The following is a 13,250-nucleotide window of genomic DNA, read 5'->3' as shown; positions in this document are numbered from 1 at the left end:
CTAGAGCCTTCCGAAATCTCGCGCTATATGGCAAAGTCGAGAGCTATCCTTCCAAAATCTGGAAACGGCGCGGGATGGATCGCCTGGACTCGATGTCGACCTTCCTGGCCGTGGTTGAGACCGGCAGCCTGTCGGCTGCGGCGCGGCAATTGAAAACGCCATTGGCGACGGTCAGCCGTAAGGTCTCCGAGCTCGAATCCCATCTGCGGACGAAGCTGTTCATTCGGTCGAGCAGAAAGCTGGTCCTGACCGATGCAGGCAGTTCCTATTTTGCCGCGTGCAAGCGGATTCTGGCTGACGTGACCGAGGCCGAGCGCGCCGCCTCCGGCGAATATTCCGCTCCGACGGGCGAGTTGATCTTGACGGCTCCCGTCGGACTTGGCCGCGCCTACCTCATCCCGATCCTGGCCGATTTCCTCAAGGTGTACCCAGATATCAAGGCCAACCTGCTGCTCGCCGATCGCGTGCAGAGCCTGTTTCAGGAGCAGATTGACCTCGGGTTGCGTATCGGCGCGCTTCCCGACAGCAGCCTGATTGCCGTACGCCTGGGCACGATGCGTCGCATGATTTGCGCCAGTCCCGCCCATCTCGCGGCACACGGAGTACCGCGTTCGCCCGAAGATCTCCCCAGGCATGATTGTATCACCTATGCGGGCTTCATGTCGCCCGATGTCTGGACATTCTTCAAAGACAAGGTCGCGGTCGCAGTACCCGTTCGTGCCCGGCTCATGGTCGGCAGCGCCGAAGCCGCCTGCGACGCCGCGTGCGCCGGCATCGGAATTACCTCCGCCTTCGCCTATCACTTCCAGACAGCTCTCGAACGTGGGGCGCTCACGCCCTTGCTCGACGAATTTCAGCCCGCCCCGCTGCCGGTCAATCTCGTTTACACGGCCAACCGCTTTCTGCCGATCAAGGTCCGCGCCTTCCTCGATTTTGCAGCGCCGAGGCTGAAGAAGGCCTTCGCGGCACTGCAGCCGCCTGCGTCCTAGATAGTGCTGCCTGGCCCAGTCGACTGTCCAGAGCATGGCGGACCTTCAATGCGGCTTTCCGAGGACCAAAGTGAAGGGCATGACGAAGAGCTCATCGCCCTGATCGTCGCTGACATGTACGACCCAATCGCGCCAGTCTTCGAGCGTGCGTTCGCTGGTGACCGACCGCACAACGCGGGTCGCGAGATCGCGCGCCTCCGCAATGTCGTCAACCTCGGCGCCGCGAGGATCAAGGAATACTTTCTTCGGGTTCGAGCAGTGAAAGAACACCTGTGTCATGTTCATCCTCCCTCACTCACGACGTTCGTCACTGATCTCAGCACTGACGACCTGTCCGTGCCGGCACAAGTGCCAGCCCCCGTAATGTTTTGAAGATCTCGAACCACATCCAGGCAATCATGAGCGGAAACAGGATCATCAGCGCACCTCGGAATTGTCACTGGCCTGACGATGGCTCAACCACCACACTGCTTCGCCAGCAGGTCGTTGAAAGCGTCGATCTCGGAATCAAGCACAGCGAGATTTCGTTCGCCGCCAGCGCATCTTGCCTCGGCTTGCCGAAGCGTCACCGACTCGTAAAACGACGTGGCGTAGGCGCGGCAGATCTTGTCCCTGTCAGCCTCCTTGGCCGGTTGGCTGCGCAACAGCTCCCAGCGTGAACGAGAGGCGTCGATGTCCTTGATCGGCGTACACTCCGCCGCAACTGCAGGAATTGTGAACACGTTGATCGCCACAGCCAACGCGAGAAATCCTACTCTCCTCATGATCGAGCTCCGCAAGACGAATTGTTGAGAGAGAGTTACAATTCCGCGAGCCTTCGATCTATTGTACTTGCATTGCTCCGAATACTGCGATGGTTGTCTCACCTAAACCTTGGCTTAGCACCGACGAGCAGCCGCTTCTTCGCAGCGAATGCAAGCGGCACGAGATCGGTGAACGACCCGCGGTGGCTACACAAACGCCAACGCTGATATCGGCTCCCATCGTGACTGATCAGAGGGCCGGGAATGCAGCCCGGCCGCGCCGACGCTTCGCCGATCAGCCCAAAGAAGCTCGTCGCGAGCTCGGCGCGGACTCTCTCCCAGAGCCCCCTACCTTCGGCCGTCCTTGCCGTCCCGGATCGCGACTGTGGCGGTCGGCCCGGACGCCAAAGGCACGCCAGACGGAACATGATCGATCGCGATCCTCATCGGCACCCGCTGCGGCAGACACATCCAAGTGTGAACCGGATCGACGTTGGTATAGGCAGCATCAATGGGAGCGCGAGCGCCGAATAGCCTTGCTCTGTTTTATCGTTGTTCCCAGCGATTGGAATACGAGATCGAAGCCCAGTGGTAGGCACCGCGCGCCTTAAACACGCGACCGAGCCCCGGGAACGCCAAATGCGGCCCCGCGATCAAGATGTCCTTCCCAGCAATGGCCTCGAGCAGCTTCGTCCGCTGTGCAATGGCTCCTTCCACGTCAATGTCAAATACTGCCGCCACGTCGGGGTCGGGAAGCTGAGCATTGATGGAATGGACGGTGTCGCCCCAGAAGAGGATCTTGTTTCCTTCGGATTCGACTGATAGCCCGAATGGCCGGGCGTGTGGGCCGGCAGCGGCACGATAGTCATCGCGTCAAGGATCTTCTCGTTCGGTTGGAACGTGTGCCACTTGCCAGCCTTGATGTACGGGGCAGCGATCGCTTGGGCGGCATCGAAGAACGGCTTGGCGTCACTCGGTGCCCTGGCGGCAGTTTCCTTTGAGAGCCAGAAGTCACTCTCGGCTTGAGCCACATAAATCTGAGCGTTCGGGAACTGGCGCTCGCCGCTCTTGGATGTCAGGCCACCGACGTGATCGGAGTGCAGGTGCGTGACCAGCACCATGTCAATCTGCTCAGGCTTGTAGCCAGCCTGCCGCAGGCTTTCGCCAAGGTGACCAAAGGCACTGCCACCAAACCATGGACCCGCGCCGACGTCGACGAGAACCAGCTTTGTGCCAGTGTTGATAAGGAAACCGGCCTCGTTTCCGTCCAAGAAATGCGGGTTGTCCTTGGCAGCACTTCCGATCTCTTCAACTGCAGCAGGCTTGCCTTTCAGCCAGTCGACCTGAAAAGCACCAGCCCCGTCATAGAGCGAGGTCACTTCGAGAGCGCCTACCTTCGTGCGGAAGTAGCCCGGCGCTTGCCCCTTATGCAGAGGCTGTTCGGCTTGCGCCGAGAAAGAAACCCCGGCTGCGACGACTAGCAAGAGAAGCACTCTGGCCAGCGCAGATTTTTCGAACATGTTCAACTCCTAAATAGGTTCAAACGATGTGACGGACCCCACCTCTGTGCCGCCGGAAGCCAAAATCGTGTAGTCGAAGTTGTATCCGCCGAGGACGTCGCGAAGCCGCTCGCGCACGCCGTCGTTCAACAGCTTCACGAGCCGCGCGAACCATGAAAATCCGGATGGCTGCTGCCAGGTGGTCGCGGCATCTCGAACACGCGATCCTGAGTTACTTGAATGTACTCGTCGCCGCGTCCTGAGCGGAGTATTGGATTGGCTAACGCAGTCTGGTAGATGCCGTCCTCGATCAGTGCCTTGTCGATGTAGACTGCGACCACCTCTCCAAGAACAAGCCATCCATCTGTCTTTTCTCCGCTTGCGGACCGAAGGGGAACAATATCGGATACCTTGCACTCCATTGAGGCTCGGCTCTCGCCAACCCTCGGAACGCGGATGTGCCGGCTAGGTATGGGGGTCAACCCGGCGACCTCGAATTCGTTGACACCGTGGCGAAACCCCTCTGATGTCTGATTCATTTTATCGCCAAGTTCTTTAGTCACCAGATTCCAGGCAAACTCCCGCGTTTCCGAGACATTCTGGACGGTATCCTTCCAAGATATCGACGAAAAGCCGATGATCGGTGGGTCGTAGAGAAACGCGTTGAAAAAGCTATAGGGCGCCAAGTTGGTTAACCCCGTTGAACTCCGGGAGGAGATCCATCCGATTGGTCGCGGCGCGATGATTGCGTTGAGGGGATTGTGCTTCAGCCCGTGGCCTTTGGCCGGCTCGTAGTAGTGGAAATCCATGACCTCGTTCTCTCTCGAATCTTCATCAACCACGCCAGAAGTGCGATCCGCCGGTTGAACGGCCGCGTACATTTCGCCCCCGACGAAGAACGGCTTAGGCCGGCTTCGCAGCACTTCCCAGGCGAACCCCGTAACGGCCGGGGCTACGACTGGTTTAGTCGCGGGGACGGACCACCGATGGAAACTCGCTTTCGCTCCATCAGGCCCTAGTTCAGAATCCGCTACCCGCTCCGAAGTCAGCGGACGGGAACGTCCGGAAATGCGATCTTTCCGAGCCTGTCATAGGTGCCGCTCGTCGGCACGATGACACCGCCTCCTTCCTGGCGACGATAGCTCCCTATCTATGCAGGCGAAAGAACGTGGACGGTGCGGCGTTCGACCAGATCTTTGACCTTGGCCTGATACTCCAGCATGTGAGGAGCCTTGGCATGGGCCATCAAGTCGGATGCTGCTTCCCACTTTTCGATGACGATAAACGTGTCGTCGCCATAGGGCGCGAACGCGCCGAAACCCGCTGCATCAACGTACGTGGCATATTCGATGCAACCTTGCTCCGCATGAACCGCGGGTATGTTCGCCTTGAATGCGCTGAGGATAGTCTCGCGCTGCCCTGCTTCGCCCTGATTTCTACGACTACGTGAATCATCTAGCTCCTCCTTCTCATACTATGGATTTGTCTTCTGATCCGTAGCACCACACTTACAGCATCTCGCGGGCCTTCGACTGTTTTGGCCGCACGGACCGGTAGCGTCTCCTAAGGTGAAAATGCGGATTTGACTCCAAAGTGATGCTCAACTTTGACGCCTGGCCAACTCAGGGAGCCGCTATTGCTTGAAGGGAAACGTACTGGAGAATGCTTCGATCTCCATGGCGCGCGCGGCCAGTCCGGCAAGCCTGGGGAATGCGGTTGCATTCACGACGTCGGGCATGAATACCAGCGACGCCTGAAAGGTGACGACGGCCATTATGTCGGCTTGCGAAAGCGAGCCGCCCACCAGCCATCCGCCGCCAGCTCGCGACTCGATCATCTGAAGCCCGGCCAGCGCCTGCTGGCACAACGAATCGACGATCGTGGCAATCCGATGCTCGGGCGGACGAAGCGACTCATCGTAGATATCGCCGAGCTTTGCGTAGATGGCGGACGCGATGCCGACGAACTGCAACGCGTCGCGCCGTTTTGCGCCGGCGGGCGCGAGCAATGCGCGTTCGAGTCCGACCGCTTCGTGCAGGTATTCTATGATGCTTCCGCTGTCGTAGAGAATCGTGCCGTCGTCGAGCACGAGCGCCGGCACCTTCACCATTGGGCTGAAAGGACGGATAAGCTCCTTCTGCTCATAGGCGTGAAAGGCCAGATGTTCGAACGATATGCCTAGCAGCTTCAACGTGATGCCGACCCGACGGGTAAAGCCGGAAAGCCAGGGACCGATAAGCTTCATTGTTGATTCCTCGGAATTCATTGTGTTGGGGCCCTGGTTCAGAACGGCTCTGTGAACGGACGCAGATCGAGTTCGTGCGTCCACGCCGAGTGGTGCTGGCGATGGAGCGACCAGAATGCATCGGTGATCGCGTCGATGTCGAGCAGTCCGCGGGCACCCTTTTGCTGGAAGTGCTCGGTGAAGCGCGTATGCACCCGTTCTCCGTCGATGCCCCCGTCGATCACAATATGGGCGACATGCAGGCCCAGCGGACCGAATTCGCGCGCCATGCTTTGAGCGAGCATTCGCAACCCGGCCTTGCTCGACGCGAAGTGGGCGAAGTTCGGCATACCTCTAAGTGCACCCGTCGCCCCGCTAAAGAGAATCGAACCTCGGCCGAGTGGCGCAAGGCGCCGTGCGGCCTCGCGACCCACAAGGAACCCACCGAAACAATTCAACCGCCAGAACGATTCGAAGACGTCCGCTTCCATCGTGCGCAAGTCAGAAGGCTGATTGTTTCCCGCGTTGTATACGACAAGGTCGGCGCTGCCGCCATTTTCGTCTGTCTGCATCGCAACATCGAACAGCCGGATCACATCCGCTTCTTGCGTCACGTCCATGACAACCGTGCTCGCCGAACCTCCGGCCTCGACAATGCTCTCGCGTACCCGATCGATCTTCGATTGGGTGCGCCCCGCGACGATGACGTGGCGCCCCTCTGCCGCGAATCGGCGCGACAGTCCCGCGCCGAGCCCTTGCTCTGGCCCCACTCCGATGACCACCGCCTTCGGGCGGTCCGCGACGTGCGTTTCCGCAGCGTTGGACATGACAATTTCCCCTTACAAAATGAACTTCGGCCCTCGAAAGCGGAACGAGTTGCCCGTCGGTCCGTTCGAAGCGCCGTTGAAGGTCGCTAGTCGCTGCGACGGGTAAACGATAGCGAGCGCGTGCAAAACGATAAACCGCTGCTACAGTTCCACATTGTTTCCTCGGTGAAACAATGCAGGTTACGCGGAAAGCAAGGAGTCAGATCGTGGACAAATTTCAGGCAATGCAGGCATTCATTCGAGTGGTCGAGAGCGGGACTTTCACGAAAGCTGCGCAGATGCTCGATTTACCCAAGACGGCTGTTAGCCGTTTGATCGTATCGCTCGAAGGCGACCTCGGCACGAAGCTGCTCAACCGGACGACGCGCAAAGTGTCGGCGACAGCGGATGGTTCTGCGTACTACGAGCGCGCGCGACAGTTGATGGATGACCTCTCGGAGCTCGAAGGCTCAATGTCGCGCGCGAAAAGTAGCCCTCGAGGACGCCTGCGTGTCGATCTGCCGATACCGTTGGGCCAGTCCGTCATCCTTCCCGCGTTACCGGCGTTCGTCGCGCGTTATCCGGACATCGAGTTCGAGTTTGGAATCAGTGACCGCCCGGTCGACCTCATTGCAGAGAGCGTCGACTGCGTCGTGCGCGCGGGAAAGATCTTCGATCAGTCGCTCGCGGCACGACAGATCGGCACCGTCAAGCAGATACTGTGTGCGACGCCAGCGTACTGGGGCAAGCATGGGCGCCCCTCGCATCCGTCGGATCTCGAGCATGGCCATGTCGTCATCCGAACCGTTGCTTCGCGGACCCAGCGGCCCTTTCCGATTGTGGTCGCGAAAGGTCGTGAACGAGTGGAAGTGCAGAATCGGCACGGACTCAGTTCGAACGACTTCATGGCGTGCCTGACCATGAGCTTGGCCGGTCTCGGTGTCGTACACGCTTTGACTTTTTCCGCCGTCACGCACCTTCAAAGGGGGGCGCTCGAAACCGTCCTGAACGACTGGGTCTCGGACCCCATTCCCGTTTTTGCCGCATATCAGCCGAATCGGTACATGAGCACAAAGGTTCGGGTATTCATCGACTGGCTCGCCGCGCTGTTTGCGGGCAATGAATCAATCGCGAAGAGTGAGCACCGCGCGCCGCTTGTCGTTCCATCAGAGCGGCCGACGCGCGCGGGGTCACGGGGCACGTAGCGAAATGCCCTGCAGTCTAGACGCCGAAACCGTCTCAGACGACGCCGGGTCAGCGGCGCCGCGCAAAGCATACGTATTCACGGGTTCGCGGTTTTATTCCGAATGGCGCTTCATTCCCTGCCCCGGGCCGCTGACTTCCGCGAAACGGCTCGGCCAACCTATGTCCGCGTTTGACTGGTTTGTTCGAGCCAACGTCTGAAACGCGGATGTACATCAAATCTGCCTTGTAGAACCTTCAATTCTGCCCGGAACATGCTTAAGGAAAGAAGTCGCTCTATGTCAGGTTCCCTGATCCTCCAGATCGCCGGAGGAAGGAAGCCGCGCAACTTAAGCTCATACAGTTCGAAGATTGAGTAGATAATTTCATGAACTGTCCGGCGCTCCTCCGACGTCATTTGTCTTGGCTCGGCGGCCCCAAGCTCAACAAAGGCGGTTATTGGAAGAGCACGCCGCAAGTCGGAGATCCGATCAGAATAGCGAAGATAAATGTCCGCGCCCAAGCGCCGATTGTTGGTATGCAATGCGGTATAGATGGCGACCACACCAACAATATCCGACACCAGCGTCATGAACTTGATGATATGCTCAAGCACCTACGGTATGCTCCTTTTCTACGCTAGCGCGCCGGTCCAGAAACGATCTACCGACGAGGGCGGCGCATCTTCTTCCGCTTGAACAGAACGACATGAGTTGCGGCGGCGGCTCGGTGCTCGGTATGAGTCAATGGGAACGTGAGAAGGAAGGAGGATCCTTCGGCAGCGTAGGACGTATGAACGCGGCCCCCCAAACTGCCGGCGAGTTCGCCGATAATTGCTAGCCCTTCGCCGCGCCCGATTGGTTCAGGCATCGAGCCATTGTCGCAGACCCTACATCTCACGAGGCTGCCTGCAAGCAGCAATTCCACTCGCAATTCTGGATGTCTACCGTCGAATTGCGCATGCCGTGCCGCATTGGTCGACACAATCAGCCCAACTTTCCAACAGCGTTCACCTTCAAGCAGCAAATCGTCCCCTGAGAACAAGACACGTATCGCCAGGCGTTCTAGTCGATATTTTGTCACAGTGAAGCAAAGCTGCTGGAGATACTTCGCGACATCGGTGAAGCGCTCCTGATCCGGCATGCGCAATGCCCGATGAACATCGGCCCATTGGTGCAGCAGGTCCACGACGCCGAGCAGCGCAGCTTTGACCGCCGCGTTGTTCGACTCGATTGCGTTTGCTGAAACCGTGCAGATTGCGCAAGTGAGCTCGTTATCTACTCTGTGGTTCAGTTCACGAAGAAGTAACAACCCATCCAGATTTGGAAATTGCACAACGTGTTTTGTCATCTCGCGCTCCGCGATTATTCCCTATGGTCAGTACGCTACCTGCTCACGCAGGTTGGCAACGTCCCGCGCCGTGAGCGGTGAGGCCTTTGGCTTCAAAACGGACGGTGACATGGTTGGCGACCGCTGCGATCTCGTCGTAGAGCGCGGAGCCCTCACAACGCTGCGCGATGAATTCCAGCCGGCACCACTGCCAGTCGATCTCGTGTACATGGCCAAGCGGTTTCTGCCGATCAAGGTCCGTGCTTTCCTCGATTTTGCAGCGTCAGGCTGAAGTCTTCGCGGAGCTCCAGCCGTCAGCTTTTCCAAGTGGAGAGTGTGGTTTGGCCCAAGCATCGCCCGGAACATCGAACCCTTAATTCGGCTTGCCGAGCACGAACGTAAACGGAACAACGAAGAACTCATCGCCCTGATCATCGCTGACGTGCAAGACCCAGTCACGCCAATCGGCGAGGCTACGCTCGTTGGTGAAGGATTGCACGACACGGGTCGCATGATCGCGCGCGTCGGTAAGACCGTCCACCATCGTGCCGCGGTAGTCGAAGATCACCCTCCTGGTATTCGAGCAATGGAAAAACATGCGGGTCATGTATGGCCTCCTTCTAGTGGGACCGGAGGCCGCAAGCTCTCAGCGTTGCCGTTTCCTCGACGGGGCGGTACGAAAGACAGAAGGGGTGGTACGCTGAGGATTTGGAACCACATCCAGGTCGTCATGAGAGGAAACAGGATCATCTGCGCACCTCGCCGGATTACAATTTGTTGAGGAGTAAATGTGGCTGAACCGCCCCACTTCGTCGCGAGCACGTCGTTGAAAGCGTTGATGACGGAATCGATGCATCCAACACCCGCTCGCCGTCGACGCGCTTAGCAGCGATCTGCCGTAACATCACCGACACATAGAATGAGGCGGCATAGGCGCGGCGGCTTTTTATCTTTGTCGGTAGCATCGGCCGGTTGGCGTTGCACCGTCGCCCAACGCGCGCAAGAGGTGTGGATGTCCTTGTTTGACGGCCGCAAGCGAGGGACCAGTAGATGCATTGATCGCAGCAAGCGCGATTAGACCGGCTCTTTTCCTCATGATCGAACTCCGCAAATGAACTTGTCACGACGGCTACGGGGATGAAGGGCTAGGAATGCAGCCTGGCCGCGCCGGATTTTCGCCGACCAGTCCAAGGAAGCTCGTCTCGAGTTCAGCTCGCACTCTTTGCAAGAGCGCTCCGCTCTCGCCGTCCCTGATCGTGACCGTTGCGGTCAAGCCTGACACCAGCGGCACGCCGGGCGGCACGTTGTCTATCGCGATCCGGACCGGCACCCTCTGCGCCAATCGTACCCAAGTGTAGACCGGATCGACGTTTGGCAAACCCTGCGTGGAAGCCGCTGCGTTGGATACGCTGACGCCGCGCGTCACTGTTGCGATGTGACCTGTGATCGGCACTGGGTAGCCCATCAGTTTTGCTTCGGCGCGGTCGCCCACACACAGACGGGCCAGCTTGGTTTCCTCGAAATAGCCGTCAACCCAGTAGCTGTCGGTGTCGATGATTGAAACATTGGTGGCGCCTTGATGTGCGTAGTCGCCCTCTCGGAGCAGGAGGTTGGTGACAATTCCGTTCACCGGACTGCGCACTTCAGTCCGCCGCAGGTTGATCTCCGCTTGTCGCACCTGCTGCTGGGCCGAATCCACAGCGGCCTTTGCCTGCAGTGCATTTCCCTCGTAGACCTGCTTCTCTTCGGTACTACTCGCCAGATCCGACAAGCGTCGTCGACGTTCGGACTGCAATTCCTTCACACTCAGGTCGGCCGTTCTTTGCTGCAAGACCGCGTTGTTCGTGCGCAGCGCGACATCAAAATCGAATGGATCGATGACATACAGTATGTCGCCCTTATGAACGAATTGATTGTCGACGATTCGCAATTCCGTTATTTTTCCAGAGATCTCCGGCGCCACACTCGCCACTTGGACCCGAACCCGCCCGTCCCGTGTCCAAGGCCCGGCGTTGTACTGGTCCCAGGTCACGAGCGCGACCAGCACCGCAACGACCGCGATCCCAGCTGTAGCTACCTTGCGCAGCAGAAATCGCCCGGTTTGCCATGCGCCACCTCGCCGCCATGCCTTGGACTTGCTGGGCGACGAAACGATCGGTTTGTTGTTTGGATCACCTTCCGATGCTCCTCGCGCGACGTCATCGAGTTCACTGGCCTGGCGCGCCGATGCATGACCGACACACGGCGATGAGCCCGTGACGGCTGCCTTCGTCTCGTCTTGCTGAACCGCCTCATCATGGACAGTCGCTTCCATGGCCACCTCCTCTAGAACAACAGCACCAATAAGCTCAGAATAGCCACGTATAGACTCAGTTCGGCAACTGAGGCGTTACTGAACATCTTCTCAAAGCCGACGAAATGCAGAAGCGGTCGCAGGACGATGACGACGACGAGAGCCGTCATCAAATACGTCACAAACGGCGCCACCAGAACGCCTCCGATGATCAGCTCTGGAAAGGTATGAGCCATCAAGTTGCCTCCTCAGGGAACTCGACGCCGTTGCCCCGATCGAGGATCTTGCTCGTCACGATTAGGCACGCAGCAGCATCCGCCTCGATCGACGCTACCTGTGGGGCCGGTTCACGCAACTGTTGAGCAATCGTGCGCAGGGTCAGTGTATCTCGTTTGCCGATCGCCGCGCGTGCTCTGTCCGCGAGTGCCGCAAGTGGCCCACCGGCGAGCCGTATCAGCCTCGCCTCGCAAAGCCGGACCATCGCCGATTGGTCGAGGCAGGAGAGCATTTCTGCGAGGGCACGAGGGTCTTGCGCTCCTCCAGCGGCTAGAAATTGCGCGATTCGCGAAGCGTCCCGGAACGTTGCCTCTTCCGGATCTTCTCCATTCAAGCGGCCCGGCTCATGCAGCTCGCTGCGAGCCTCCGCGAGCAGCCGCATCCTGCGTTTCTCATCGGAGACTGGAGGAATCAGCGTTTGTGTCGCGAGCACCAGCGCCGCTGCCGCGACAAGAAAAAGAGAAGTGAATAGGAAGCTCTGCGGATTGTAGGTCTGCGGATTACTCGGTGCCAGGATAACCGGTAAGAAAAGCAGATTCACCCGGCCGAGTGATGACCACAGTGGGTTTTGTGACTTCATGAGAATGGCTGCACCGATCGTGAAGGGAGCCATGGCGATCGCCAGCACGGGAAAGGCGTCGGCGCCGTTGAGGATGATGAACTCGAGTATGCCGGTCAGGGCAACAGCGATCGGTGAGCCAACAACCGTGATGGCGGTGAAGCTGCGCGGGCTCGGTGTTGTGGCTCCTAATCCGATAATCAGCGCGACAAACGACAGCGAGGCGCTCGCCGCAGGCCATCCAGCCCAAACGTAGACAATTGAGGCAATTGCAAGCCACAGAGCGGCGCGGACCCCACTTTCAGCTGCAATTCTGTAGGATCGATACAAGGGCGCACGCCAAGACCGCAGTGGCCATCGCGCCGACATCAGGGCTAACAGATCCTGGTAAACCTCTTCGTCCCGACGCAGCCATTCTCTTGCTGTCCATGCCGACGCTTCGGCCTCATCGTCACGTAGATGCTTCTGTTCTGCTAAAGGTCCCGGCAGCTGCAGCGCCGGCAGAGGGAAATCGTCCGCTCGTTCGAGCGCAGCTTCTGCCTGATCCGTGTTAGCGACATCAACAGGACCGCTGTTCAACATCCGGGCTTCCTGCAATTCAGCGACCAATCCGACCGCCACGCTGCGGGCGGCGACGCTCCTGACGAAACCACTGCTCGTCTCGAGAGCTACGCTCGCGGCCTCAGGTCGGAGCACCACGATTTCCCGAAGTAGCGTCAGGAATGTAGCCGAGCTGCCTGGTCGGTTGCCGTCGGCACCGCCCGCATACTCCCGAACGCGGCGACGAATTGCTGCGAGTTGCATCATGAGTCGTGGATGACGGTCGGGGGTGTCCATCAACGTATTTATGACCGCCATCGACAGGACGCCGACCGCGATCGCAGCGCCGCGTGCTACGCCTGATTCAAACACGTGCTGCGGGTTGTCGATCTGTTGTGTCGCAATGAGCGCGACAGTGTAACCGGACAGTACTGCGGCATAGGCCCGATAGCCGTCCAAAAGGTTCGCCACAAAGACGCAGATGCCAATCCACACCGCAAATGCAGCGAGGATCAGATCCCTCGCCTGGGCGAATATCCCGGTGATTGCGATCGATGCCGCCACGCCCGCAATGGTGCCCAGCAATCGAAAACCTGCCTTGTCCAACGCCTGACCACGGGTCGGTTCGGCGAGAATTCCAACAGTAACCGCCGCCGAGGCCGGGGCTTCGAGCTGCAGCCAAAAGCTGACGAATAAGGCCAGCATCATAGCCAGCCACACGCGGATGGCGAAGCTCCAGGAGCTGAGCGGGATATTCGCTTCAGTGAGCGGCTGCTCTGATGTTGTCGCGACCACGGTGCTACCTCGGCG

General features: G+C 59.0%; 18 protein-coding genes. 3 read left to right on the top strand and 15 right to left on the bottom strand.

The window, feature by feature from the left end:
• Positions 1-74: 74 nt before the first annotated feature.
• Positions 75-989, top strand: coding sequence for a LysR family transcriptional regulator (locus AKN84_RS16040; RefSeq protein ID WP_050421659.1), 915 nt, complete (start codon positions 75-77; stop codon positions 987-989).
• A gap of 45 nt (positions 990-1,034) precedes the next feature.
• Here AKN84_RS16040 and AKN84_RS16035 read toward each other — a convergent pair whose 3' ends face one another.
• The 9 genes from AKN84_RS16035 to AKN84_RS16005 all read right to left on the bottom strand — a co-directional run bounded on the left by AKN84_RS16035 (position 1,035) and on the right by AKN84_RS16005 (position 6,282).
• Complete coding sequence (locus AKN84_RS16035) at positions 1,035-1,268, bottom strand: DUF6894 family protein (protein WP_050421714.1); 234 nt, start codon at positions 1,266-1,268, stop codon at positions 1,035-1,037.
• 176 nt (positions 1,269-1,444) lie between these two features.
• Positions 1,445-1,729, bottom strand: a complete 285-nt coding sequence (locus AKN84_RS16030) for a hypothetical protein (protein WP_128970872.1) — start codon at positions 1,727-1,729, stop codon at positions 1,445-1,447.
• 351 nt (positions 1,730-2,080) lie between these two features.
• Positions 2,081-2,245, bottom strand: a complete 165-nt coding sequence (locus tag AKN84_RS50980; RefSeq protein ID WP_488226064.1) for a hypothetical protein — start codon at positions 2,243-2,245, stop codon at positions 2,081-2,083.
• 140 nt (positions 2,246-2,385) lie between these two features.
• A complete protein-coding gene (locus tag AKN84_RS16025; RefSeq protein WP_050421657.1) occupies positions 2,386-3,252 on the bottom strand; it encodes an MBL fold metallo-hydrolase in 867 nt (288 codons plus the stop codon).
• A gap of 9 nt (positions 3,253-3,261) precedes the next feature.
• On the bottom strand, positions 3,262-3,390 hold the full coding sequence (locus tag AKN84_RS49980; protein ID WP_283805522.1) for a hypothetical protein: 129 nt from the start codon (positions 3,388-3,390) through the stop codon (positions 3,262-3,264).
• Entirely contained in the window at positions 3,387-4,040 is a 654-nt protein-coding gene (locus AKN84_RS16020; protein WP_050421713.1) for a flavin reductase family protein, read from the bottom strand. The genes AKN84_RS49980 and AKN84_RS16020 overlap by 4 nt, the downstream gene beginning before the upstream one ends.
• 341 nt (positions 4,041-4,381) lie before the next feature.
• Positions 4,382-4,612, bottom strand: coding sequence for a putative quinol monooxygenase (locus tag AKN84_RS45540; protein WP_244485191.1), 231 nt, complete (start codon positions 4,610-4,612; stop codon positions 4,382-4,384).
• A gap of 252 nt (positions 4,613-4,864) precedes the next feature.
• Complete coding sequence (locus tag AKN84_RS16010; RefSeq protein ID WP_050421655.1) at positions 4,865-5,476, bottom strand: glutathione S-transferase family protein; 612 nt, start codon at positions 5,474-5,476, stop codon at positions 4,865-4,867.
• Between the two features lie 38 nt (positions 5,477-5,514).
• Positions 5,515-6,282: an SDR family NAD(P)-dependent oxidoreductase gene (locus tag AKN84_RS16005; RefSeq protein WP_050421654.1), complete on the bottom strand. Its 768-nt coding sequence runs from the start codon at positions 6,280-6,282 to the stop codon at positions 5,515-5,517.
• Positions 6,283-6,488: 206 nt separating this feature from the next.
• Between AKN84_RS16005 and AKN84_RS16000 the strand changes: the two genes are divergently transcribed.
• Positions 6,489-7,466: a LysR family transcriptional regulator gene (locus AKN84_RS16000; protein WP_050421712.1), complete on the top strand. Its 978-nt coding sequence runs from the start codon at positions 6,489-6,491 to the stop codon at positions 7,464-7,466.
• 158 nt (positions 7,467-7,624) lie between these two features.
• Here the strand turns inward: AKN84_RS16000 and AKN84_RS15995 are convergent, their stop codons facing one another.
• Entirely contained in the window at positions 7,625-8,059 is a 435-nt protein-coding gene (locus tag AKN84_RS15995; RefSeq protein ID WP_050421653.1) for a hypothetical protein, read from the bottom strand.
• 47 nt (positions 8,060-8,106) lie between these two features.
• Positions 8,107-8,793, bottom strand: coding sequence for a histidine kinase dimerization/phosphoacceptor domain -containing protein (locus AKN84_RS15990; protein ID WP_050421652.1), 687 nt, complete (start codon positions 8,791-8,793; stop codon positions 8,107-8,109).
• 109 nt (positions 8,794-8,902) lie between these two features.
• Here AKN84_RS15990 and AKN84_RS45535 point away from each other — a divergent pair, with 109 nt between their 5' ends.
• Positions 8,903-9,064 carry a type 2 periplasmic-binding domain-containing protein gene (locus tag AKN84_RS45535; protein WP_193399658.1) on the top strand — a complete coding sequence of 54 codons (162 nt, stop codon included), beginning with the start codon at positions 8,903-8,905 and terminating at the stop codon, positions 9,062-9,064.
• An 81-nt stretch (positions 9,065-9,145) separates the two neighbouring features.
• Here AKN84_RS45535 and AKN84_RS15980 read toward each other — a convergent pair whose 3' ends face one another.
• From AKN84_RS15980 to AKN84_RS15965, 4 genes are all read right to left on the bottom strand, one after another.
• The gene (locus AKN84_RS15980) at positions 9,146-9,379 is read right to left on the bottom strand and encodes a DUF6894 family protein (RefSeq protein ID WP_050421650.1); all 234 of its coding nucleotides are present in this window, start codon (positions 9,377-9,379) and stop codon (positions 9,146-9,148) included.
• Between the two features lie 522 nt (positions 9,380-9,901).
• Positions 9,902-11,086 (bottom strand): HlyD family secretion protein, encoded by a 1,185-nt coding sequence (locus tag AKN84_RS15975; protein WP_128970871.1) that lies wholly within the window; start codon positions 11,084-11,086, stop codon positions 9,902-9,904.
• 11 nt (positions 11,087-11,097) lie between these two features.
• Positions 11,098-11,301, bottom strand: coding sequence for a DUF1656 domain-containing protein (locus AKN84_RS15970; protein ID WP_050421648.1), 204 nt, complete (start codon positions 11,299-11,301; stop codon positions 11,098-11,100).
• Positions 11,301-13,235, bottom strand: coding sequence for an FUSC family protein (locus AKN84_RS15965; RefSeq protein WP_050421647.1), 1,935 nt, complete (start codon positions 13,233-13,235; stop codon positions 11,301-11,303). Before AKN84_RS15965 ends, AKN84_RS15970 begins: the two co-directional genes overlap by 1 nt.
• Positions 13,236-13,250 lie beyond the last annotated feature (15 nt).

This window comes from Bradyrhizobium tropiciagri, from assembly GCF_001189845.1.
In the GTDB taxonomy this organism is placed as follows: domain Bacteria; phylum Pseudomonadota; class Alphaproteobacteria; order Rhizobiales; family Xanthobacteraceae; genus Bradyrhizobium; species Bradyrhizobium tropiciagri.
Note: the sequence above shows the minus strand (reverse complement) of the source record. Positions and strands in the feature narration are given on the sequence as shown.

Bases quoted from the DNA above. Each gene is read 5' to 3' on its own strand.
- AKN84_RS15975 (WP_128970871.1), bottom strand. From the start codon at position 11,086: ATGGAAGCGACTGTCCATGATGAGGCGGTTCAGCAAGACGAGACGAAG.
- AKN84_RS45535 (WP_193399658.1), top strand. From the start codon at position 8,903: ATGGTTGGCGACCGCTGCGATCTCGTCGTAGAGCGCGGAGCCCTCACA.
- AKN84_RS15980 (WP_050421650.1), bottom strand. From the start codon at position 9,379: ATGACCCGCATGTTTTTCCATTGCTCGAATACCAGGAGGGTGATCTTC.
- AKN84_RS16010 (WP_050421655.1), bottom strand. From the start codon at position 5,476: ATGAAGCTTATCGGTCCCTGGCTTTCCGGCTTTACCCGTCGGGTCGGC.
- AKN84_RS16020 (WP_050421713.1), bottom strand. From the start codon at position 4,040: ATGGATTTCCACTACTACGAGCCGGCCAAAGGCCACGGGCTGAAGCAC.
- AKN84_RS15990 (WP_050421652.1), bottom strand. From the start codon at position 8,793: ATGACAAAACACGTTGTGCAATTTCCAAATCTGGATGGGTTGTTACTT.
- AKN84_RS16035 (WP_050421714.1), bottom strand. From the start codon at position 1,268: ATGACACAGGTGTTCTTTCACTGCTCGAACCCGAAGAAAGTATTCCTT.
- AKN84_RS16005 (WP_050421654.1), bottom strand. From the start codon at position 6,282: ATGTCCAACGCTGCGGAAACGCACGTCGCGGACCGCCCGAAGGCGGTG.
- AKN84_RS16025 (WP_050421657.1), bottom strand. From the start codon at position 3,252: ATGTTCGAAAAATCTGCGCTGGCCAGAGTGCTTCTCTTGCTAGTCGTC.
- AKN84_RS15970 (WP_050421648.1), bottom strand. From the start codon at position 11,301: ATGGCTCATACCTTTCCAGAGCTGATCATCGGAGGCGTTCTGGTGGCG.
- AKN84_RS16040 (WP_050421659.1), top strand. From the start codon at position 75: ATGGATCGCCTGGACTCGATGTCGACCTTCCTGGCCGTGGTTGAGACC.